18 protein-coding genes are annotated in these 23,339 nt (G+C 43.8%); 6 read left to right on the forward strand and 12 right to left on the reverse strand.

Annotated features, from left to right (window positions below; all coding sequences use genetic code 11):
- Positions 1 to 94 precede the first annotated feature (94 nt).
- Complete coding sequence (locus HC733_RS02460) at positions 95 to 400, forward strand: hypothetical protein (protein WP_203219201.1); 306 nt, start codon at positions 95 to 97, stop codon at positions 398 to 400.
- A gap of 233 nt (positions 401 to 633) precedes the next feature.
- Positions 634 to 1,515, forward strand: a complete 882-nt coding sequence (locus HC733_RS02465; RefSeq protein ID WP_203219202.1) for a restriction endonuclease — start codon at positions 634 to 636, stop codon at positions 1,513 to 1,515.
- A gap of 330 nt (positions 1,516 to 1,845) precedes the next feature.
- On the opposite strand, the gene HC733_RS02470 is transcribed toward HC733_RS02465, so the two are convergent.
- The 6 genes from HC733_RS02470 to HC733_RS02495 form a co-directional block, all read right to left on the reverse strand.
- Complete coding sequence (locus tag HC733_RS02470; RefSeq protein WP_190363479.1) at positions 1,846 to 2,364, reverse strand: GNAT family N-acetyltransferase; 519 nt, start codon at positions 2,362 to 2,364, stop codon at positions 1,846 to 1,848.
- 144 nt (positions 2,365 to 2,508) lie between these two features.
- Positions 2,509 to 2,865, reverse strand: a complete 357-nt coding sequence (locus tag HC733_RS02475; RefSeq protein ID WP_190363480.1) for a RidA family protein — start codon at positions 2,863 to 2,865, stop codon at positions 2,509 to 2,511.
- 146 nt (positions 2,866 to 3,011) lie between these two features.
- The gene (locus tag HC733_RS02480) at positions 3,012 to 5,264 is read right to left on the reverse strand and encodes a cytochrome-c peroxidase (RefSeq protein ID WP_190363481.1); all 2,253 of its coding nucleotides are present in this window, start codon (positions 5,262 to 5,264) and stop codon (positions 3,012 to 3,014) included.
- 376 nt (positions 5,265 to 5,640) lie between these two features.
- Entirely contained in the window at positions 5,641 to 7,323 is a 1,683-nt protein-coding gene (locus HC733_RS02485) for a hemolysin D (protein ID WP_190363482.1), read from the reverse strand.
- A gap of 191 nt (positions 7,324 to 7,514) precedes the next feature.
- Positions 7,515 to 8,702: a DUF1624 domain-containing protein gene (locus HC733_RS02490; protein ID WP_190363483.1), complete on the reverse strand. Its 1,188-nt coding sequence runs from the start codon at positions 8,700 to 8,702 to the stop codon at positions 7,515 to 7,517.
- A gap of 103 nt (positions 8,703 to 8,805) precedes the next feature.
- On the reverse strand, positions 8,806 to 9,195 hold the full coding sequence (locus HC733_RS02495) for a hypothetical protein (protein ID WP_190363484.1): 390 nt from the start codon (positions 9,193 to 9,195) through the stop codon (positions 8,806 to 8,808).
- Positions 9,196 to 9,589: 394 nt separating this feature from the next.
- Here HC733_RS02495 and HC733_RS02500 point away from each other — a divergent pair, with 394 nt between their 5' ends.
- On the forward strand, positions 9,590 to 11,572 hold the full coding sequence (locus HC733_RS02500; RefSeq protein WP_190363485.1) for a S8 family serine peptidase: 1,983 nt from the start codon (positions 9,590 to 9,592) through the stop codon (positions 11,570 to 11,572).
- An 80-nt stretch (positions 11,573 to 11,652) separates the two neighbouring features.
- Here HC733_RS02500 and HC733_RS02505 read toward each other — a convergent pair whose 3' ends face one another.
- The 3 genes from HC733_RS02505 to HC733_RS02515 form a co-directional block, all read right to left on the reverse strand.
- Complete coding sequence (locus HC733_RS02505) at positions 11,653 to 12,918, reverse strand: Xaa-Pro dipeptidase (protein WP_190363486.1); 1,266 nt, start codon at positions 12,916 to 12,918, stop codon at positions 11,653 to 11,655.
- A 97-nt stretch (positions 12,919 to 13,015) separates the two neighbouring features.
- A complete protein-coding gene (locus HC733_RS02510) occupies positions 13,016 to 13,603 on the reverse strand; it encodes a lysophospholipid acyltransferase family protein (protein ID WP_190363487.1) in 588 nt (195 codons plus the stop codon).
- Between the two features lie 54 nt (positions 13,604 to 13,657).
- Complete coding sequence (locus tag HC733_RS02515; RefSeq protein WP_190363488.1) at positions 13,658 to 13,912, reverse strand: helix-turn-helix domain-containing protein; 255 nt, start codon at positions 13,910 to 13,912, stop codon at positions 13,658 to 13,660.
- 262 nt (positions 13,913 to 14,174) lie between these two features.
- Between HC733_RS02515 and HC733_RS02520 the strand changes: the two genes are divergently transcribed.
- Positions 14,175 to 14,900 carry an XRE family transcriptional regulator gene (locus HC733_RS02520; RefSeq protein WP_190363489.1) on the forward strand — a complete coding sequence of 242 codons (726 nt, stop codon included), beginning with the start codon at positions 14,175 to 14,177 and terminating at the stop codon, positions 14,898 to 14,900.
- Positions 14,901 to 14,953: 53 nt separating this feature from the next.
- Here HC733_RS02520 and HC733_RS02525 read toward each other — a convergent pair whose 3' ends face one another.
- Complete coding sequence (locus HC733_RS02525; protein ID WP_238937410.1) at positions 14,954 to 16,099, reverse strand: S8 family serine peptidase; 1,146 nt, start codon at positions 16,097 to 16,099, stop codon at positions 14,954 to 14,956.
- Between the two features lie 447 nt (positions 16,100 to 16,546).
- On the opposite strand from HC733_RS02525, the gene HC733_RS02530 reads away from it, so the two are divergent.
- The gene (locus tag HC733_RS02530; RefSeq protein WP_190363490.1) at positions 16,547 to 17,860 is read left to right on the forward strand and encodes an amidohydrolase; all 1,314 of its coding nucleotides are present in this window, start codon (positions 16,547 to 16,549) and stop codon (positions 17,858 to 17,860) included.
- 84 nt (positions 17,861 to 17,944) lie between these two features.
- On the opposite strand, the gene rluA is transcribed toward HC733_RS02530, so the two are convergent.
- Together rluA and rapA are read right to left on the reverse strand one after the other, a co-directional pair.
- On the reverse strand, positions 17,945 to 18,598 hold the full coding sequence (gene rluA / locus HC733_RS02535) for a bifunctional tRNA pseudouridine(32) synthase/23S rRNA pseudouridine(746) synthase RluA (RefSeq protein ID WP_190363491.1): 654 nt from the start codon (positions 18,596 to 18,598) through the stop codon (positions 17,945 to 17,947).
- 115 nt (positions 18,599 to 18,713) lie between these two features.
- Positions 18,714 to 21,611, reverse strand: a complete 2,898-nt coding sequence (gene rapA / locus HC733_RS02540) for an RNA polymerase-associated protein RapA (RefSeq protein ID WP_190363492.1) — start codon at positions 21,609 to 21,611, stop codon at positions 18,714 to 18,716.
- 274 nt (positions 21,612 to 21,885) lie between these two features.
- On the opposite strand from rapA, the gene HC733_RS02545 reads away from it, so the two are divergent.
- Positions 21,886 to 23,292: a PhoH family protein gene (locus tag HC733_RS02545; protein ID WP_190363493.1), complete on the forward strand. Its 1,407-nt coding sequence runs from the start codon at positions 21,886 to 21,888 to the stop codon at positions 23,290 to 23,292.
- Positions 23,293 to 23,339: the final 47 nt, after the last annotated feature.

The following is a 23,339-nucleotide window of genomic DNA, read 5'->3' on the forward strand; positions in this document are numbered from 1 at the left end:
GTTACTTTTTAATAAATTAAGTCGCCCAGTCGTTAGTGCGTTCTGGGCGATATCGTAACCATTAAATTTAATTCAAATAGTGACGGTAAAAACGATGGAAAATGAACATGACCTGATTCCCATTGGGGCACGGGCCTGCGACATGGGATCACCAAGAGAATATACCGAGCATATGTATGAAGTGTATTTTGAAGTGGGTGAGCATGAAAATATGGCCCGACGCACTTTTGAAGAATACCTAGGTCCTGAACGGTTAGGGTTTATCACGCCGGTCGAGCATGGTTATTTACTCAAAGTGCCATTGCAAGCCGTGCCTGACTTAGTTAGAGCATTGAATGAGAAGAACATTGCCGTGTATCAAGTGGTGCGTTTTGCACGGTCGAAAGAGGTTTGGCAGTAAACCGTAGGTGGTGCCTTCGGTTACATTAATAACTGAGTAGGTTGGATAAGTGGCGAAGCCAAGCCATCCAACGTTGACTAGCACCTTAGCTGAAGTGCAGTTCATGGCTGTGAACAGGAGTTCGTTCCTATCGTCGCTTTAGTGCCAAAAGCGGACCTTTAAGCGTAACTCGTTTCTGCCCCAGTCGAGTAACAGTCGCGTTTCGAAACAGCGGCTAAATTACAAGTATGAATATGACTGTACAGAAAAAGCTAAAATCACTTGATATAAAATTACTTGATGAAATATTCGAAATGGGTGGGGGCTATGTCCTAGATTTCTCTAATAGAACATTCTCAGAGTTCTTTAATGAAGAGCTCGGTATTAATATTGATGATCCAGCCTATGATGCCAATGGCACGAGCAAAGCCAAAAGACTACGCTTCTACTTGCGACAGGCAAGCACAGAAGATGTAATCAAAGTTATATTGGCTTTGTGGGAATATAGAGAAGCTATACGCCGCCGATCAGGCCAAGAGGAGACTATGGCCAATGCTAAAGCTGAACTTTTCCTCTTAATAAAAAACCTTGGTGGTAAACTACCTGAAGAAGTTAATCCTTATTCTGCACGGCGTGGTTTCTCAAACTTGAGTTCAGAGGCTGCGGACGTTCTACTCAAAAAATTGATGGATGTTAGTGCGTTGGAGCCTCAGTCAAGAGGGTTTGCATTTGAGAAGTTTCTAAAAGAGCTGTTTGATGCAAATGGAATGGATGGACGAGCTTCTTTTCGAATAGTTGGCGAGCAAATTGACGGCAGTTTTGAGATGTATGGTGAAACATATCTCTTGGAAGCTAAGTGGACGAGCAAGCCTGTAGATGCAGCGGATCTACGTTCGTTCAATGCAAAAGTAGAAGACAAGGCATCTTGGTCTCGTGGTTTATTCGTTAGCGATAGTGGCGTTACCGAAGATGGACTTTTAGCATTCGGTAAAGGTAAAAGCCTAGTGTGCATGGATGGCTTAGATATATGTGAAATGTTGCAACGAAAGTTGTCATTACAAGAGGTGTTGTCTAAGAAGGTTAGACGTGCTGCAGAAACAGGAAAACCTTTCGTACGGTTAAGGGAGTTAATGTAGTGAATAATTACCAAAAGCCTAACAATTTTGTCGGATGGCGGCGCTGCGCGCCTTATGCCGACCTACGTCAAAAGGCTGGTTAAGCCGAAGGCGCTACCCAACAGAGTGGCAGATTCACACCTTGAATTTACGCCTCTGGCACTGAGCCGTACTTTCGGATCTAACTCACTTCTGTCCAAAAATGAGTTAGATCGACTGTCTTTTATCGCTCTAAGCAGCCTGCCAGATGACAAATAATCCTTGTTGCCACAAATATAAGCTACTTCATTTCAAGCCACTTCATTTCAAACATACCACTCGGTAGTCAAACTGCCGACAACACCTCATTAATTACGAGATGATGCTCTTTGCAGGCCAGCTATACACATACTCTTTTACTTGGTTACCACAAGGGGTATGCCAATAGCCTGAGGCAATATTTTGACCGCCTTTGAACTGATAAAACGCAATTGCTTTTGGATTACAGGCTAGCACTTCTAAGTAAATCTTGTGTTGTGGGTAGTGTTGGAGCGCCCAATTAAATGCCGCGGCTAATAGTTTGGAACCAATGCCTTGTCCTTTTGCCGCCGATTTTACGTGTAAGTTATCGATAAGGGTGCCGTAGTTGTCATGGTGCGCCCCAAATACGCAAATAAAACCACAAAACGTCCCTTCTATTTCAGCCACTAACACCAGTTGATTGGCTAAAGGCGAATTAAGCCGACCTTGCCAAAGAGCGGCTCTTTCAACAAACACTTGGTTGGCTAAATACTCGCTTGATAGGGCATCTTGGTAATTTTCTTGCCAACTCTCTGCATGCAATTGCGATATATTTGGCAGGTCTTCTAAAGAAGCGGCTCTGATGATCATGTGATAGGTACGCTGAGCTGGTTAATCTGCTTATTACATTTAACCAATCAAAAGGGGATTGGCCAATATTTGCGATAAGTGTGATTTGTGCAAAGAGGAAATAGGGGGCCACCTAGAAAGGTGACCGTTTTCAGCACTTGTATATTAGCAGCTCTTTACTGCTGCAATCACTGACACTTCAACGAGTAACTCTGGGCGTGCCATAGCTGCTTGTACGCAAGCGCGGGCAGGGGCGTGACCTTCTGGCACCCATGCGTCCCACACTTCGTTCATTTGCGCAAAGTATTGCATGTCGCTGATATACACGGTGGCGCTAAGTAAATGGTATTTATCGCTATTTGCCTGAGCGAGTAAATCGTCTACTTTGGCAAGCATCGTTTGTGTTTGTTCGGTGATCCCTAGGGTGGCATCGTCACAAACCTGCCCACACAGATATACCGTATTATTGTGGGTCACAATTCGGCTCATCCGTTGATTGGTGTGTTGGCGTGTAATAGTCATAAAATTATCCTCAAAAAGCGTGTTGCAGCGCTAGGTTATAAAGTGGATTGCTATAAAAATATGCTCTGCATGATAGCTTAGGCTGGTCATGCAGAGAATGGATCGCCTAGTTTTTAAGGTGCTAAGTTATAACTACTTGGTTGCGGCTATTTAATATCTACTTCTATGGTTGCGCCTTGATTGCTGCCATCACCTAGTACACTGATAAAGTACCAACCCGGCGCTAGGCCATCTAAACGAAGATATTCGTTGTTGCCATTTTGTTGTGAAGCAAACTCATGAAAGTGTCGCGTAGGCCAAAATTGACCGGTGAATACATCACTATTACCAATCCCGTGCTGGGTACGTATCTCAATTTGGCTGTTGGGCTCAGTGACTTTGATATAAAAGTTAGCCTCGCCTGAGCCAACACACACGGGTTGTTCATCAAATAGCTGGCCGTACTGTACGCTTGGGGCGTGCAAACACTGGTTAGCAATAGGCTTAGGTTGCTCTGTGCCTTCACGCTGCGCACTGTCAAAACTCGCTGCAACCATCACTCCCTGATAGGGTTTAGCGTCAATTACACTTACATAGTGGGTGCCTTTGTTAACCGTAACACTCAGTACTTGTTCATTTTTTACAGTTTTTGAGCGTACTTTGGCATTGATTGGGTCGGCCCAATGATCTCTGTTGTAAAGTAATCGGGTAGTGGCTTGTGCATCACGCGTGCTGAAATACAAAATGCTATTGTCGTGTTCAACTTGCACTTTAAAGCGCTGCATTCTGCCACTGATACAAGTGCCTTGATCAAGTTTGAGTGTATCGCCCGAGCTTGCGGTATCGCCATCTTTACAATTAGCGGGTAAGTACAGTGGTACACCCAGATCATTGATTGCTCTTAATTGCAGGCCATCAGGGTCGCCTTCTTCAGGTTGTGGTAACCATGCTTGCAAACAAGCTGCGTCTTTTACGCAAGGGTCGGTCAGTGCCTTCATAAAATTAACTATATCTGTAAGCTCTTGTTCATCAAGCCCTAAAGGAACCAGTACGGGGGCACCATCGGCAATTTCATCATCCACTATTTTAGCCGACTTTTCGGTGTTAATTTCCGCGTCGCTAAATAAGGCTTGGCAATCTGCTCTTTCTTTAAATTGCGCCTGTTCGCACCAGCGTTTGTTATCAAAGTAATCACGCAAGGTTGCACGATAATCGTTGTAGTGATCCATCACTTGCTCAAGGGTGTCGTAATTACCTGCATGTCCATAAGGGGCGGTTACTTCAATGTTGAGTAAAGTCCCCGAACGGAAGCTATAAATATCATCTACACTGCCATTGCGGTGCATGCGACCAAGGTCATTGGTTTGGGTGTCGCCAGCCCCAGTACCTGGACCAATTTGTGGAAATGCCAATCGATGATAGTTTGATACCTTGGTTTGCGTAAAGCTATCTGTGTTATGACAACCTATACATTGCGTGGGGATAAAGTCAGGCGGCGTGCCACCATCTGAAGGCGGAGGGGGTAAAAATAAATATAAGTATGCGCCGCGTTTTTGCGACGCTGTGATCGCAGATTTATCGCCTCTAACATATCTAAACCATGGGTTATTGGTAAAATTCATCGACTTTTGGTAGGCGGCAATGGCTTTCATGATATTGCTGTAGGTAACCACTTCTTCAGCGTCATTGTTGCCATATACTTTTTCAAACAGTGCGCGCCAGTTATTTTTAAATAACTCACCTTGTGCGCTGCCATAATCTCCAATGCGCGCAGCAAGGTGTGCTCGAACGGCCTCATTTGATTGCTCTGGCATAAAGTCAAAACCACGCATTTCGCCTTTGGTGATCACCGGAAAGCGAGACTGAGCGGCTAATAAACTGCTGCCTGCATTTGGGTCGGCCTCACCATAGGGCACATCAGGGGTGCTGATCCCTTTTTCTGGCGCGAGCCAGTCTAAAAACTCCACTCTGGCATCTCTAAACAAGCTACGCTTTTCGGTCCATACGTTAAAAAGAGTGGGGGAGTTGCGGGGTACATAAAACTGCCCTGTGATGGTTTCTCTACCTGGGCCGATAACATTGGCATCTTTTGCAAGCGTACCAACAGGCAAAGCCAGCGCATCACCCCCGCCTAAATACGGGTGATGGCAGCTGGCACATGCCACATCTTTGTTACCACTGAGTGCTTTAGAAAAAAACAGTAATTTGCCAAGCTTTACTTCGGGGTCATCCACAGCAGGAATATTCGCGCCTGTAGTGAGATCGCCGGTAAGTTCATGTTGTGCTATGAGTTGGGCGAGTTTCTCGTCCAGGTTTTCATTGTTGTTTGTTGTTTTGGCAGAAGCCTCAATAGCAAGCGCATGGTGTGTAAACACACATAGGCTTACAAGCAAAGCAATCCGTCTAGTTATTTTGATCATATTAGTTTCCTTTGAAAGAGATGACGCTCTGTAAATAAGTTACATTATTAACTTTTTGTTTGCAAAATATGAAATTAAGAATGTAATGAAAACAATATAGCGTGTTGTTTTTTATGTGGTTTTTGGTTTGATTGATTCAGGTTAACGCAATGGTTATCTGTAAGGTTAATTTTTGGTTAAATTCAGCCATGGTGGGGGCTACGAGGGACTAAGAGAGTAACTATGGTTATTCACCAGCTGAAAACTAGGCATGCAGATTTGCTAAGGTGTTTGGCTTTTAAGTTGCTTGTTAGTTGTGAAGGTTGCAGGCAAGCGAGTGAAAGACAATCTAAATATAAAGAGCCAGAGGCATCTCCTCTGACCCTTAGGTTTAAGGTTACTCAACAATCCATTTGGCGGATGTGTTTTGTGGGTCGCCATGACGATTTAAATAGATGTTGCCTTGTTCTTGCCAAAAGTATTGTTGCCAATGGGTGTTTTTAATATTCCACACTCCACCTTGATAAATCAGCTGATAAGCTGCTTGGCGTGGAGAGTTGACTAATTTGGCGTAGCCAGAAGAGCTGGCGCTGTAGCTAAAAAATAACTCGGGCTTGTGCTTACTTCTTAGGTAAAACGCACCGTCTTGGGTTGGCACCTTGATAAACTCAAGGGCCTCCCCCTGTGCGGTAATTAACTTTGCGCCATCTTGCAAAGCACCATCAGACTTGACTGATTGGGCATTTAAAGCCGATTTAAACGTGACCGTTTGGCCTTTATCCGCTGGTTGCTTTGACGGTTGCCAGTCGCTAGGCGGTGTCTGCCAAGTTAGAGATTTCCAGCGCCAGTTATAGGGCATGCTCATGTGCGGATCGTATAAGTCTTCGTAGCCAGGTTCAGCTTCAATATTGTACAAGCACTGCCTGCGTTGCGCTTCAAGTTCTGCGACGCGTTGGGCTTGGTTAGTGGTGCCAACATTAAGCTCTAACATACATTCGGTGAGTGTTTTGCCCACACCGCTTTCATTTGGCGCCAGCACATAGGTGTGATCACGATGTTGTTGATTATCATACCAGCTCAACATGGTTTGTTCGTCAAACGATAGCCAGTTATCGACTAAGCGCTGTGCTTCGGCACGAGCAACAGCCGCGCGTTCTTCTGGATGAGTCGCCATGGTGCGAATAAAGCCTGCCCATAAGTCTTTACTTGCTTCTAAGGCAACTAACGCAACGGGCTTCATGCTACTGACTTTATAGCTATCCCACCCCGACTCTAGACGCGTATTTGTTTTCCAGATCACATCACCGCTTGAGAAGTTAAGGATGTCTTTGGTGTCATGGCTATGTTGCTCTGCGCCTTCTGAGCACAAATAAGCTTTTACCTGCCAGACCTTTTCATAGTTGTCGGCGGGTAATCTCACAGTATGTTCAGGGCTGAACGAGTCTTGGAACAAGTGTACCGCGCGGCCAAATAAAAAGTAGTTGTGATCTACCTCAGCCAGCGCTGAATAGCCGCCGCCGTCCCATACTTTGATACGCTTATTTTCAGCCATGGCAGCATCAACAAAATGCTGAATAAACCTTTGCTGGGCACGACGTGCAGCTTCAACACCGCCTTGGCCGCCAACGTCGTCGAAGCGTCGCATAAAGTGGTCTTGTTGCAAATCTGCGGGCTCTTGCGACACTGCACTAAAGCAATTTGGACCCGTTGGGTCGGTACTGGCATTGGTTACGTTAAATCCTGCAATATCAACCCAACGCTCACCAACAATCGCCGCATATACATTATCAAAACGGGGCTGATAACTTTTGTTGTTATTTAAATTGGCGGTAAATCTTGAGATTTCATTATATGCCGCATTGAGGTTGGTGTTTTTTGCCAGACCTTGTTGCCAAGTTGGTCGAGGGTCGTTTGAGTCTGGGGGGATAATATGCTCAGCATCGAGTAGTTCGAGCGCCGCAGTTCTGGTTAGCCACTCATGGCCCATGGGCATAATGCCGCTGCCACCAAGCTGGGTGAATGCGAGGCTACTTGTTGATGTAGTAATAGCCATTGCAAGGCAAAGAGATAGTTTTTTCATGTGTACTCCCGTGTTAGTTATTTCTTTTATTGCAAATACAATCCGAGTATTTGCTCGAGAGGGACACTAATATAAATTAATTTTTATTACAAATTTTTTACTAAATCATGTTTTGTTTTACTTTTGTCACCATAATAAATCAATTGTACCCATAAAAACCTGCCGACAAGGGCCGTTACTGCCACCGCGGGCTATAGATAACTGAGTATCATATTGTTTGATTGACGCTTGAGTGCGGCGTATTGCTTACATGGCAAATACAAAGCAGCGAGTAACAGTATCCATACAGTAAATGTTAAAACAAGGCTTGGTTCGTAGCTCGATGGTAGCTTAAACGATTCAAAAAACATGTTAATGGGTTGACCGTATTTAGCCCACGTATAAATAAGCGCCAGCCCATTGATGATAGGCACATGGATCACATAAAAAAATAACGGCACAGCGCCAAAGGTTTTAAGCCATGCAATACGCAAGTACAAAGGGTGTGTAACTGTGAGCTTTTCAAGTTGCGCTAACAGGATAAGGCCTGGGCCTAACGTCATCAGCAAATATTGTAATGATGGTGGGTATTTATGCGTATTTAAAAACGACATTAACGCGTTTATTCCTTGGTATTGCCCATCAAACTCACTGGGATCACCATAACTCCCAGTTGCTCGCAGTAATACAAACATCACCACAAAGCCAAGGCCTAAATTAGTAAGATACGTGATGCGTTTTTGTGGCGACCAGAGGTAGGTTTGTCCAATAACATAACCCAGCGCCATGAAACTAAACCACGGTATTAAAGGATATGCCACATAGATGCTGTAGTTCGAATTATTAAACTCTATAGCGCCTTGGGTGTGTAGCACATGCCACAGCCAGTCAAATTGTGACAATTGCATCAAAATGTCGGCATCATTTAAGGCGTTATGTAAAAGTAAAACAGGTACGCAAAGAGCTAGTATCCATTTAGGTTTAAGATAAATGAGCACAGACAGTATGATCATGGACCAGCCAATAACCCAAATCACTTGCCATACAACGGTATTATAGCTGCCTTGCCAGCTTGGGGTTATCACCAATATTTCTAGCAATACAAGCCACAGTCCGCGGGTAAAAAGAAAGTTTCTTAGCTGCGTTTTATCTTGCACTTTTTGCCCATATAAAAAAGCGCTAACACCGGTTAAAAAAACAAAAAGTGGCGCGCAAAAATGGGTTATCCAACGGGTGAAAAACCATGTCCAGTGGCTAAGCTCAATATCTGTGGGCGAAAATGGTGTGACTCCCCAATAAGCTCGGGTATGGTCAAGCGCCATTAAAATAATAATAAGACCTCTTAAAATATCGATAGAAGATACCCTTGAAAGCGGTGCAGAGTGTGTTGAACTGGTCATCGTATTTATCTCGCTAGAATTCCTTTAGGCCACATAAGTGGCATCCATTGCTACTAGCTTAGATTTGAAATCTTGCTTTGTAAAATAAATGTTAACTCAAGGGCTAGTTCTGTACAATAAGCCAGTCGTATGCCTCATCTTCGCTAAAAAAACTTTTTATATTTAATGCATGTTTTTGCGCGAACACTTCAATCAAGTCACTTTTAAAATCGGCGGGGTTGACAATGCGAGCAATATAAAAATGATTGAAAAGTTCAGTTATGAGTTTAAGCACTTTTACCACGTCGCTGCCGCTATAGTCTAAAGTCAGCTCGGTCACATTGAGCATGAGCTTGTTAATTTTTGCAGTTTTTGAGGTTTTTTCAATGGTTTGATACATATTTGTGATGTCGTTTTTGGAGCCTCGCCCTTGTGCAATAACCATCATATAACCAAGGTGATGAAATATATCGAGAGAATATGAAAATGGTTCGCTAGCTGATGTGTTGGTCATCATTGCTCAAAGGTGAATCGCTGTTCTTAAGGTTTAGTCGATAGCAAAACAGCAAGCAAGTTTGGGTAATTCAAGAGGGCTTGATAATGAGTTGTTTTGTCAATTTTGGCAGGGGATTAGCTCATTGATTCTGCAATTTAGCGTTTTGCTGCTAGCTACATTAAATTACTTTTTATGTGAATTAGGTTAATTTTATATTGCAATTTGGTTTTTGTTTGTTTAGTTTGTACCTTCATTGGGGATTGAATTGTGTAAACCTCGGTGTAAACCTCGGTGTAAACCTCGGTGTAAACCTCGGTATAAACCCCGTGTATGCAAAAATTCGCAAAGTCGCGTTTTTGCCTATCGCAAAGCGATAAATATCAACAGTAAAGGTCAACGTAGGATAATAATAATGAACCACAAATTTGCCTTAAGTGCGTTAGCAATCTCATTACTTGCAACCAGCAGCATGTCTGCAACAGCCAGTGATTCAAAAACATACATTGTAAAGCGCAATAACCTCAAAGCCGTTGCACAGTCTACTATGGCAGGCTCAGATAACTTACAAAGGGTATTACAGGATAATAAGTTAGAAACGTTATCGAAAACATCTTCGGCTGAGGTGTCAACAATGACCCTTACCCAGCAGCAAGTTGACATGCTTAAGCGCTCAGGGCAGTTTGAGTATATCGAAGAAGACTTCGAATATGAGATGTTTGCCAGCACTCAGGTCAGCCCTTATGGTATTGCTCAGGTTCAGGCAAATTTGCTCGCTGATGCGAACGCCGATCTGTTGAAAGTTTGTATTATTGACTCAGGCTACGACCTTGGTCATCCAGATTTACCACAAAACGCAACTGGTTTTGCCGATGCAGAAGTGGGTGTATGGTATCGCGATGGCTCAGGCCACGGTACGCACGTAGCGGGTACCATCGCCGCGGTTAATAATAGTGAAGGCGTGGTTGGGGTGTTACCCAGCGATAAAATTGCCATCCATGCGGTGCGCGTATTCGATGATAATGGTAAAAAAGGCTACAACTCTCGCATTGGCCGTGCCGTTGATAACTGCGTTGAAAATGGCGCGGACGTGATCAATATGAGCCTTGGTGGCGCGGGCAAAAGCCAGTATTTAGAGGAGCGTTTAAACGCGGCATACGACAAAGGCGTGCTGTTGATAGCGGCAGCGGGTAATGGTGGTGATAGTTCACTGAGCTATCCGGCAAGCTATGACAGCGTGATGTCGGTTGCAAATATCGACGAGCAACGCCAGAAAAACGAGTCATCTCAATATAACGCGCAAGTTGAAATTTCGGCTCCAGGGACTGAAATTTTGTCTACGGTGCCAAGAGGCACGGGTATTGTTGCCAGCATCAGTGGATTAGGTCAGGCTTTTGAGGCCTCAGGTATGAGCCACTCAGTTGAAGGTAACGTAACTGCATCGCTGGTGGATTGCGAGCAAGGATTAGCGCAATGCACTGCACCTGCAAGCATTTGTTTAATTGAACGTGGCGGTGCGTCATTTGCTGACAAAGCAAAAAATTGTCAAGCGGGCGGTGGGGTTGCAGCGGTCATTTATAATAACGTTGCAACAAGCTTTTCAGGTACTTTAGGTGATGCAAATCATGGTGTGACTATTCCAGTATTAGGTATGTCTGGGGAAGCAGGCGCAACATTAAAAGGCTTGTTAGGACAACAAGTTAATGTGCAGCTTGAGGCCATTTCAGATTATGACAAAAAGTCGGGCACATCAATGGCAAGCCCTCATGTTGCTGGTGTTGCTGCATTGGTGTGGAGTCACCATACACAGTGTAGTAACGTTGAGATCCGCCAAGCACTTACTGCAACTGCAATCGATTTAGGTGATGCGGGACGCGACCACAAGTTTGGCTATGGCTTAGTGCAAGCGAAAGCGGCATCTGATTATTTAACCGCTAATGGTTGTGGCGGCAGCAAAAATCAGCTTCCACAAGCGGCGTTCTCGGTTTCGTGTGAGGCATTGAGTTGTCAATTCGACGCAGGTACGAGCGTTGACCCTGATGGCCAAATTACCGCTTATGAGTGGCGAGTAAATGGTCAAGCTTACTCAGGCGCCGTTGCTACGCATGTATTCTCACAAGCGGGCAGCTATCAAGTCTCTTTAACTGTGACTGATAATCTGTCGGCAACCGCTAGCACGGCGAAAACTATCACTGTTTCGGATGATAGTACAGGTGGTGATTGCCAAGGCATTGCCCCTTGGTCAGCAACAAAAGTGTACTCATCACGCGGCACGTTAGTATCGTATCAAGGTAAAAAGTACAGTAGCAACTGGTGGAATCTCAACAGAAACCCAGCGCAAAATTCTAATGTAGGCAACCGCTGGGCAGTATGGACTGATTTAGGTGCTTGTAACTAATTAAAACATATAGAAAAGCCCGATTAAATCGGGCTTTTTTGTGAGTGTAAAAGCACAGTTTATCACCTGCGGTTTTATTGTTATTTGTAAACCTTACCGTCTTTCATAACAAACGTGACGTTTTCTAGCGTTGCAATTTTGCTCAGAGGGTCATCATCTACTGCGATGATATCTGCTAGGTAACCTTCAGCAATTTTGCCAATCTCTTGGTTTTTAAGTAGTGCGGCACTGTTGATAGTTGCGGCTTGTATTGCCTGCAAAGGCGTCATACCAAATTGCACCATACGCGAAAATTGTTTGCCGTTGTCACCGTGCGGATAAATTGCCGCATCAGAGCCAAATACCATGTTTAAGCCTGCTTTTACTGCGCGTCTGAAGCTTTCTCTTTGCGCTTTTGAAACTTGTTTTTCCTTATTTATATTTTCTTCTGGTACACCGTTGGCTTCACCAAATGCTAAGGTATATTCGGTGTTATAAATATCACAAGATAAATAAGTACCATGCTTTTTGGCCAGTTCGATTGCTTCGTCATCCATAAAGCTACAATGTTCAATACTATCAATGCCAGCTCGGATGGCGGCTTTTATACCATTTGTACCATGCGCATGGGCGGCGATAATTAAGCCTCTTAAATGTGCCTCTTCAGCCGCCGCTTGTAACTCCTGCTCGCTAAACTGTTGGACACCCACCTTAGTCCCTTTAGAGAACACCCCGCCTGTTGCACAAATTTTTATGGTGTTAGCGCCATATTTAATGTTTTCACGCACTTTTGCACGCACCGCCCAAGGGCCATCAGCAACACCACCTGATACTGATTTTCTCTCTGGCGCGCTGAAGTTATCATCGCAGTGACCACCAGTAATCGAAATGGAATAGCCAGCGCTATAAATTCTTGGGCCGATGATTTCACCTGCGTTGATAGCATCGCGAGTGGCAATTACACTGTAGCCCGGAGCGCCCAAATTACGTACTGTGGTAAAGCCTGCCATTAAGGTTGTATGGGCATTTTTTACCGCTTTAACGGTTTTTCTAGGTATAGAGAAGTTTTGAGCTGCTAAAAAGTTGTCCGCAGGGTCGCTGGTCAAATGCACGTGCATATCCATTAATCCCGGTAGTAAGGTTTTATCATTGAGATCAATAACAGTGGCGCCTTTAGGTACTTTTAGCTCTCCTTGTTTGGCTATTTTAACAATGCGGTTGTCTTGGATTAAAAGACTTGGCTTAGCCACTCTTTGGCCTGACTCTACATCAATGTAAGCTTGTGCGTTGAGTACGGTTGTTTGTCCGTAAGCAACGCTTGAAGTAAGTAACAGTGCGCTTAGTGATTTAAATAAATGTTTTGTCATTGGTTTAATCATTTTTATTATTGGTTAGGTGAGTATTAGTCATTCTATTTGATGCTGCGAGTTGCTTGCGACCAAAACAACGTTTATTCGGTTAAGGCTAACTGCCAGATACTTGGTTTGGATACTTCGCCATATTTTTATCAAATAATGCGATTATTTTTTGTAGCTCTTGGGGAATATCGTCACTGATATAATACGGGCTCATAATCACAAATGTTTTTGTTCGGTAGTCCAATGCCATTGGCACAATGGGTACATTGGCTGATTTTGCGATATGTAAAAAGCCGCATTTCCATTGTGGTGTTTTTTTACGCGTGCCCTCAGGGGCTATGCCTAAAATTAAAGCATCGGATTGCTTGAATATGTCACTGACCTGTTTGACCATGCCGTGAGCGTGGCTGCGCTCAACCGGGATCCCGCCAAGCTTTTTTAATAACCAACCAAATGGGCCTATAAAAATACTGTGTTTGCCGAGAAACTTTATTTCTATGCCTAAACTCAGTTTGACTGAAATGGCGATAAAAAAGTCCCAGTTGGACGTGTGCGGTGCGACCGCAGCAACAAACTTATTGTGATTAGGAAAGGCGCCAACGATGCGCCATCCCAGCAGTTTTAATACTAGAGCGCCCAACAAGCGCGATAATCTCCCTGAGGTCCTAGGGATCTGTTTTGGAATATCTGTCATAGTGTTTAATTTCGTTTGCATATGATTAGATGAACGAGTTGTTTCGTAAATGAGTCACGACTCTTGAGTGTCTGTCATTCCTAGGATCACCTTCGCCACATCCATTAAGTATACATCTTCGAGTAATCCTATCACGTCATTCCAGCGAGGGTTATATTCATTGTTCTCCCAACGTCTTAACGTTCGTTCTTCAATACCATAACTTGCAGCTGATTCTGCTTGGGTAAATCCTCGGCATTTTCGAGCAAATTTCAAAATATCTGCTCCTTTGGGCGTTCTGGTCGTATGAGTACTAATCTGTGAGAGCATAATCTATATTTTCCTTCATTTATTACGCAATAATGCTATTTCTCAGTGAAAAGCGTTATAACTTGATATATAATCCAACGCTAAATACGCATCAATCGGAACAAAAAGGGAATGTTCGATGTTGGTGTTGCGTATTTTTTTGAATTTTAGATCTAAAAATTACGCATTTCAAATGTTATTTTAGTTTTTTACATCACTTTTTATTTGAACAGTGTCACGAAACGCGAAATTTTTTACTCTTAAAAATAAGGGAAACTTTGATATGTCTGAAAACTATAGCGGTAATAATGTAAGAAATGATGCAGGCTGTGCGTCATTCTCTACGCGTGTTGAGCAAGCCATTAAACCAGACAGTATTCGCACTTTTGCGTCAAAAATTGGTGTTTCAGAAGGTACACTGCGTAGAATATTAAAAGGTGAAGACCCGAAGCTCAGTGTAATAGAGCGCATTGCTGAACAAGCGGGCGTTGACTTTATGTGGCTGGTAAAAGGCGTGGGGGATGCGTCAGGAGCCAACCATGACTCACCATTATTGAGTCAACGGGTGGTCAGTGTTGATGAGTTTGAAGAAGAGTTTATTCTCGTGCCAGGCTACCATATCTCGGTAAGTACAGGGCATGGCGCATTTAATGGTGCTGCGCGTATTGAGCGGCATTTAGCATTTAGAAAAAAGTGGGTCGATTATAAAGGCTTAGATAAAAGCCAGTTGGCTGTGGTGTTTGCCAAAGGCGATTCAATGGAGCCCACGATTCATAACAATAACACCATCTTGGTTGATTTATCCGATAAAAAACTCAGTGAAGGGCTTATTTATGTTGTGCGTCTTGGTGAAGAATTGTATGCCAAACGTTTGCAACAATACTTAGATGGTTCAGTGCGTTTAATTAGTGATAATAAAGAATATGTAGATCAACATGTCCAGCCGCATGAGCTTGAGCAGTTAGAGATCATTGGCAAGGTTGTGTGGATAGGTAAAGATCTTGCATAAAAAATGGTGTGCTGTAAAAGCACACCATAACTGGGGATCAAAACGCCGTAAATTTACAGATGAACAATGCTGTCAGCATTGCCATCAGGATCGCCAATCGCTTTACCATCTGTACTTGGGTTACCGTTACTTAGCATAATAACCGCACAAGCTGCAGGAGAAGCCATTGAAGTACCTGACATGGTTGTTGTGCCGCCGCCTTTTTTAGTTGAAAGAATGCTAACACCTGGTGCTGCGTAATCTACAGGTGGGTTACCATAGTTTGAGAAGCTAGCGAATCTGTCGTTAGAATCTGTTGCTGAAATAGTATAAACACGGTTGTGTGACGCACTTGCTGGTGACACATTGCCAGCGTGTTGGCTTTCGTTACCAGCTGCAACCACAAAGAACGCACCTGATTGCTGCGCGGCATTTTCAACGGCATCGTTTAACTCTTGGTTAAAGCCACCACCTAAGCTCATGTTTGCACAATCGCCAGCACTTGCATTTGCTGCAACGTGGTCGATACCCGCCAACACGCCTGACCAGCTACCTGAACCACGAGAATCTAGCACTTTTACTGGTACTACAGTTGCACCAGCCGCTACACCAACAACATCAATACCGTTGTCTATTGCAGCGATTGTACCCGCAACGTGAGTACCATGACCGTTACCGTCATCTACGCCTGCATTTCTACCTTTAGTAAATGCTGAGAAGCCTTTGCTTTGATCAACATTTAAATCAGCGTGGTCAACATCAATCCCTGTGTCGATAACCCAAGCAGTGTACTGGCTACCATCAACTGGGCCACCAACACGTGTCACGCTCCAAGGTGTTTGTTGCGCTGCAGTTGTACCAACTTCAGGTTTGCCTTGAATGCTTGCAGGGCTTGCGTGTACCACACCATCTGGCGTAAAACGCATGATGTCAGCATTACCTGTAAATGCAGATTTTGCTTTATCACAGCTCATATTTACCGCCATTCCTTTGATACTGTTTTTGTAAATATGCTTTGCTTGAGCATTGGCTTTTGCAACCATGCCGCGCGCCTTTCCTTCAACATCAAACTTTGAAACACCGTCATTGAATCGCACGATACAGGTATTAGCAATTTCCATATCGGCTGCAGCGCCTTGAAAGCTTGGCTCTTGAGCAAGTGTTGCAGTGCTGCTGATTGCAAAGGCGATAGACAAAGTAAGAAGAGATTTTTTCATCATGTTGTTCCTATTTATAATTATTAGATTATTAACCTTTGTTTAAAGGTTGTTACAAAGTTAGCTTTAAATTAACAATTGTCAAAGTTGAAATGGTAAAAAAGTTTATACTTCCCCTTATGGGTGCATAAATGATTTTTCTTATTATTTATGTTGAGTATATATTTCTTTTTGGTGATAAATGCGGTCTTTTCTATGCTTATTTATAATATTTGTCCATCTAGAAGTTCATGAGGTTAGATTGAAATAATTCATAAAATTGGTACAAATGGTTGGGTTAGCTGGCTACATTTAGTTGCTTTTATATTGGTTTATTTGCAACAGCACTTGTTGTGGTTGGGATGAGTAGGTGCGCTTTGAAAATGTGTGTTAAGCAAAGTGTAGGATGTTGTGTGACTGCTTAGAAGTTGATAGTTTGTCAGTTTACTTATCGAAGTCAGAAGAAGAACAATGAAAAAACTGTTATTAAGCCTTCCTGTGCTATTTGCAAGCTGTGCAAATGCGACCCCTTTGTCTAGCAGTGTAAACGCCGATATGGCACAGCTTGAGTCGCTATACTTACATTTACATCAAAATCCCGAGTTGTCATACCATGAAAAGCATACCGCAGCACGTTTAGCAAAAGAGCTAAAGCAACTGGGGTTTGATGTCACCGAGCATGTAGGTGGGCACGGTGTGGTGGGCTTGCTTAAAAATGGTGATGGCCCCACGGTGATGATCCGCGCCGACACTGATGGTTTGCCTATTGTGGAGCAGACTGGAAAACCTTATGCATCTAAAGTGAAAACGCTCGATAAAAATAACAATGAAGTGGGTGTGATGCACGGCTGTGGTCATGATATTCACATGACCAGTTTTATTGGTGCTGCCAAGCAACTTGTCGCACTAAAGTCGCAATGGCGTGGCACGCTAATGATGGTAGCGCAACCTGCAGAAGAAGTTGGGGCTGGGGCAAAGGCCATGCTCAAAGAAGGGCTCTTTAGTAAATTTGCTAAACCGGATCACGTGTTAGGACTCCACGTCAGCGCGTCAGTACCCGCTGGAAAGGTGGCAATTGCGCCAGGCTACGCTTTGGCAAATGTTGACTCTGTAGATATCACCGTTAAAGGCAAAGGTGGCCATGGAGCATATCCGCATACCACGGTAGACCCTGTAGTTTTAGCATCTCGTATAGTTCTTGCTTTGCAGACCATAACGAGTCGTGAAATCTCTCCTTTGCAGCCTTCGGTTATTACTGTCGGCTCAATTCATGGAGGCTCGAAACACAACATTATTTCCAATGAAGTAAAGCTGCAGCTAACGCTACGCTCATACGATCCACAAGTACGTGAGCAGCAAATTGCCACGCTTAAGCGATTAACTAAGGGCATTGCACTTAGTGCTGGTTTGTCAGAGGACATGGCACCTGTGGTTTATGTGCATGACGAAGAAACCATTCCATCTACCTTCAATGATCCTGTGCTTGCAGAGCGTGTAACGCAAGCTATTACAAAAGAGTTGGGGGAAGGTAATGTATTAAAATCAGAACCTGTGATGGCAGGGGAAGACTTCGGGCTATATGGTTTAACGGATGAAGATGTGCCGATCACGATTTTTTGGCTAGGGGGTGTTGAACCTGCGTTGTTTAAAAAAGCGCTAAGTAGCGGTGAAAGCTTGCCATCTTTGCATTCAAGTCAATTTGCGCCCGATTACCCAAAAACCATTCATACCGGGGTCAGGGCTATGACCGCCAGCGCGTTAGATTTATTTAACCAAGATAAGTAATAGCTAAGCGCTTTAAGGCGTTAACTGGCTGCTAAGGTGATTCTTTGCAGCCAATTTAGATAGCAAAGCAAAACGCTCATTGTTTTAAAAAGGCAGCGGTGCTGTAAACGTCATTAACTGGTTTGTTTGCGGGTGGCATATTTGCAGCATCTCTGCATGAAGCTGTAATCGTGGTGCTGCGGCTAATGCCTCGTCTTTTGCATACAGACGATCGCCCAATATCACATGACCCAGCGACAACATATGCACACGAAGTTGATGCGAGCGACCTGTGATTGGTGTGAGCTTGACTCGGGTTGCACACGGCTCATAACTCAATACTTCAAAATGTGTTAAAGAGGGTTTACCTGTGTCATGGCAAACCATCTGTTTGGGCCTGTTTGGCCAGTCACAAATCAATGGCAAATCTACCGAGCCGCTTTGCTGTTCAAGTTTGCCGTACACACGAGCAATGTAGTGCTTGTTGGTTAGCCTATCTTGAAATTGAATGCTCAAAAATCGGTGCGCGTCTTTGCTCATAGCAAGACACAGCACCCCTGACGTTGCCATATCTAAACGATGTACAATACGAGCGGTTGGAAATACGGTGTTTACTCTGCTGATTGCGCTGTCGGCATGTTTTGGATCTTTACCCGGTACGGTCAACAGGCCACTGGGTTTGTTGATGATGAGCATATAGTCATCTTGATACAATATGTCGAGGTAGGGGTCGCGCGGAGGCGCATAATTTAACAGCACAATGAAGCCCTTTGAGTCTTTCAGCGCGCCATTTTAACGGGGTTTTATTTATTAGCAAAGTAGTGATAAATAAATGGCTGTAAATGAAGCGTCATTTACAGCCACCTTAGCGGGTTTATTCGTGTGTCACGACGATTAAACGAATAGCATCAAGCTTAAGTTGTGCTTTAGCGATATGGTTGGTTAATTCAGTGCGTTGCTTATCAAATACTTTGATCTCTTCGTCACGAATATTCGGGTTGATGGCTTTGAGTGCCTTCAAACGGCTTTGTTCATCATCCATCACTGCTAACATCTTTTGCTGTGCTTGTGTTTGAATATTATCAAGTTCACTGGATGCTAATTCATTGGCTTTGGTTATCAACGGATGGATAGCGCTTTGTAGTGCGTTGGCCAATTTGCTGGCCGTTTGGCGTCCAACTGCAGACAACTGGTTGTTAAATGCATCGAACGCAACGTTTGCCGCTAAGTTGTTTCCTGCCTTATCCAACAAAATACGGATCGGCGTTGGCGGCAAAAAGCGACCGAGTTGTAGGGCTTTTGGTGCTGACGCTTCGGCAATAAAAATGAGCTCGACGAAGAATGTCCCAGCAGGAAGTTTTTTGTTCTTCAAAAGGGCTACCGATGCACTACCAAAATCATCATCACAGATCATATCCATGGTTCCTTGCACCATTGGGTGATCCCAGCTGATAAAGTGGGCGTCTTCTTGTGATAAAGCCGTTGCACGGTCAAATGTTACGGTAATGCCATCATCTTTTAAACACGGGAATGAGGGGTTAAGCATATGCTCTGTTGGCTTTAATATGATGGTGTTTTCACCTTTGTCTTCTTGTGAAACACCAAAAATATCAAATGCATTGATCATGTATGCGGGTAACACCACATCATCATCAAGTTGCTCTATCTGTGCAACCAACTGTTCTGCTTTACCTTGACCACTAGAGTGAAGCTCTAGTAAGCGGTCACGGCCTTGCTCCATTTGGCTGCGCAATACGCGGTTTTGCTTGGCGACTTGCTCAAGTAATGGATCTAAACTCTCTTCATCACAGTTGTGCTCACCAATTAGCTCTAACAATTCTTCTGAGAACTCTTTATAAAGTAACTGACCTGTGGTGCTGGTTGTTTCAAAGGCATCTAACCCGTCTTGATACCAACGAAGTAACACTTCTTGTGCAGTGTTTGCAAAATACGGCACATGAATGTTCACATCAAACTTTTGCCCAATACGGTCAAGACGGCCGATACGTTGCTCAAGTAAGTCTGGATTTAGTGGTAAATCAAATAGCACTAAGTGATGCGAAAACTGGAAGTTACGACCTTCAGAGCCAATTTCAGAGCAAAGTAGCACTTGTGCGCTGTCATATTCGTCAGCAAAAAATGCGGCTGCTCGGTCACGTTCAACAATCGACATACCTTCGTGGAACACCGCGGCTTTAATGGCTTCGCGCTCACGCAGCGTTTGCTCTAAGCTAATTGCTGTTTGTGCTTCGGCGCAAATCAATAAGACTTTTTCGTGCTTGAGCTGTTTAAGTGTTTCGATTAACCAATCAACACGTGGGTCAAAAGCTGCCCAACCACTGCCTGCGCCTTCAAATTCTTGGAAAATCTTTTCTGGGAAAAGGGCTCTTAACGCTAACTTTTCAGGGCTTTGAATGCCCCCTATGTTACCTAAAACTGACATGGCAGTTTTGTATTGTTTGGGTAGCTCAACAGGGTAGCTATGTAATTTACGACTTGGGTAGCCTTCGATGCCACTGCGGCTATTTCTGAACAAAATACGACCTGTACCATGGCGGTCGAGCAACATAGATAGAATTTCTTGTTTTGCAGACTCATCCCCTTTTTGCGCATCAGCCAGCAAGCTTGAAATATCAGTCTCTTTTAACAGCTCAACGATGGTTGCTTGGCCTTTGTCATCAAGCTGTCCATCTTGTAGCAGTTGATTGGCTGCATCAGCGACTTCTTTGTAGTTGCTTTCTTCTTCTACAAACTTGTCGTAATCGTAAAATCTATCAGGGTCAAGTAGTTGCAAGCGTGCGAAATGGCTGTAGTGACCAAGCTGATCAGGCGTTGCTGTTAGCAAAATAAGCCCCGGAATATCTTGGCTAAGCTCAGCGATACGCTGGTATTCTGTGCTTGGTTTGTCTTTTGTTACTGTTAGGTGGTGCGCTTCATCAATCACCAATAGATCCCAGTCTGCCAACGTTGCTTGCTCAAACCAGCGACGCTTTTTGGTGATAAATTCAAGGCTAACGAGCACCAGTTGTTCGGTATCAAACACGTTTGGTGAGTCGGCAAAAGCTTCATCACAACGCTCTTCATCAAAAATAGAAAAACGTAAGTTAAAGCGACGCAGCATCTCAACAAGCCACTGATGCTGTAAGTTTTCTGGCACCACGATCAATACGCGGTTAGCACGGCCCGTTAATATTTGCTGATGCAAAATCATACCGGCTTCAATGGTTTTACCTAAGCCCACTTCGTCTGACAGCAGTACGCGTGGTGCAAAGCGTTTACCCACTTCATCAGCTATGTAAAGTTGGTGCGGGATCAGACTTGCTCGTTGCCCAACCACACCTTTTAAATGTGATTGCTGGCGATTGAATTGGTGCAGCCAAGTTTGGTAGCGCAGAGTGTAGCGGTCAAAACGGTCAACTTGTCCCGCAAACAATCTGTCTTGTGGCTTATTGAATTTTATAAAGTGATCAAGAAAGATTTCTTTTAAAGTGGTTTTTTCTTGCGTATCGAGACGAGTACCGTGATAGCAAAGTAGATCACCTTGTTGCTCAAGTTTTTCAACTTGTAATTCCCACTCTTCCACATGGCGAATTATGTCGCCAGGATTAAAAACAACTCGCGTAACGGGCGCTTCTTGCATTGAATATACGCGGCTTTCTCCACTGGCGGGGAACAATATGGTTACTTGGCGGCCCTCTAAAGCCACTATGGTACCTAATCCTAAATCTGATTCAGTGTCACTGATCCAGCGCTGACCTAAGGAAAAATTCATGTTTGTCTCGTCTTAGCAGAAAAAAGGCGGCTATGTTAACCGTTCGCATGACGTTGTTCAATCTTGTTTATTTGTAACGAATGTGCCTACTAAAAACTATTAATTAGAAAAGCAAAATGCTCAACTTGTTGTCTAATTAATAAGCAAACGGTTGTCATGAAACGGACTTTTATGACAAATAGACTAAACTTGGTTTATAGCCATGCAAATTGTTGGTTCTACCTACAAATGTATTGGGTATAGCATATATCATTGCAAACGACAGGAATGCGCTATGGGAAAAGATCAAGACCTAGACAGAAAAGTGTACGTGCTTGACACCAACGTACTACTCCACGAACCCCTCGCCTATCTTTCCTTTCAAGAACACGACGTGGTGATCCCCATGACCGTACTTGAAGAGCTAGATCACATTAAAGACCGAAAGCGCGATGTAAGTCGTGACGCCAGAGTTGCTATTCGTAGCCTTGACGATGTACTTAAAGATGCTTCCCCTGAACAAATGTTAGAAGGAGTGAGATTACCAAGTATTCAATCAGATAAAGAACATGGCCCGCTTGCCCGTGGCAAGTTGGTTATTGTGAACGATCATTTATTCCCTGATAGCATTTCAGGGTTACCAGGTAACGAGAACGACCATCGCATTATCAACTGTGCGGTGCGTTTACAAAAACAATACAGTGAGAAGAAGGTTGTTCTGGTTACTAAAGATATTAATATGCGACTCAAAGCCAAAGGAGCTGGGCTTAAGTTTGTTGAAGATTATCGCACCGATCAGTTAATAGATGATATCAAGCTACTCAGTACTGGCTTTTTAAAGATAAGTGGTGACTTTTGGCAAAATGTGGGCGAATGCACTTCAGAGCAGCAAGGTAGGTATACATTGCATCACGTACCTAAAGCACTGCTTCCGGATGTATTTTGCAATGAATATCTCATTGATGATAGCGAGCACTTTGCGGCTCGTGTGGATAGCTATGATGATGAACACATTACCTTAAAAGACCTCAGTCGAGAACGACTGATGCATCAAATGGCTTGGGGTGTAAAGCCCAAAAATATCTATCAAGGTATGGCCCTAGATGCATTGTTAGACCCAGACATTGAGTTGGTTATTTTAACTGGCCCAGCGGGTTGTGGTAAAACATTACTGGCATTGGCAAGCGCGCTTGAGATGATCATTGAGAAGGGTATTTACGATAAAGTAATCGTGACCCGTAATACACCTGAAATTGCTGAAAGCATAGGGTTTTTACCGGGTACCGAAGAAGAAAAAATGGCACCATGGCTTGCTGCTATTACTGATACTTTAGAGGTGCTACACAAGAACGATGAAAGTCCGATATCTAGTCGTAACTACATTATGGAAAAAGCCAACATTCAGTTTAAATCGGTAAACTTTATGCGCGGTCGTAGTATTCAAAATGCCGTTGTTATTCTAGATGAAAGTCAAAACCTAACAGCCTCGCAACTGAAAACTATCATTACACGCTGCGGTGAAGGTACTAAGCTTATCTGTACTGGTAACTTGGCACAGATTGACAGTAACTATTTAACGCCTGTGACATCAGGCCTAACTTATCTTGTTGAACGTTTTAAACATTTTGAGGGGAGTGCGACGATTAATTTAAACGGAGTTGTACGAAGTCGTTTAGCCTCTTTTGCAGAAGAAAACCTATAGTAAACCAACGACAGCGGGTCACGATATTGTGGCCTGCTGTAGATCAC

This window comes from Pseudoalteromonas sp. S16_S37 (assembly GCF_014694405.1).
Lineage (GTDB): Bacteria > Pseudomonadota > Gammaproteobacteria > Enterobacterales > Alteromonadaceae > Pseudoalteromonas.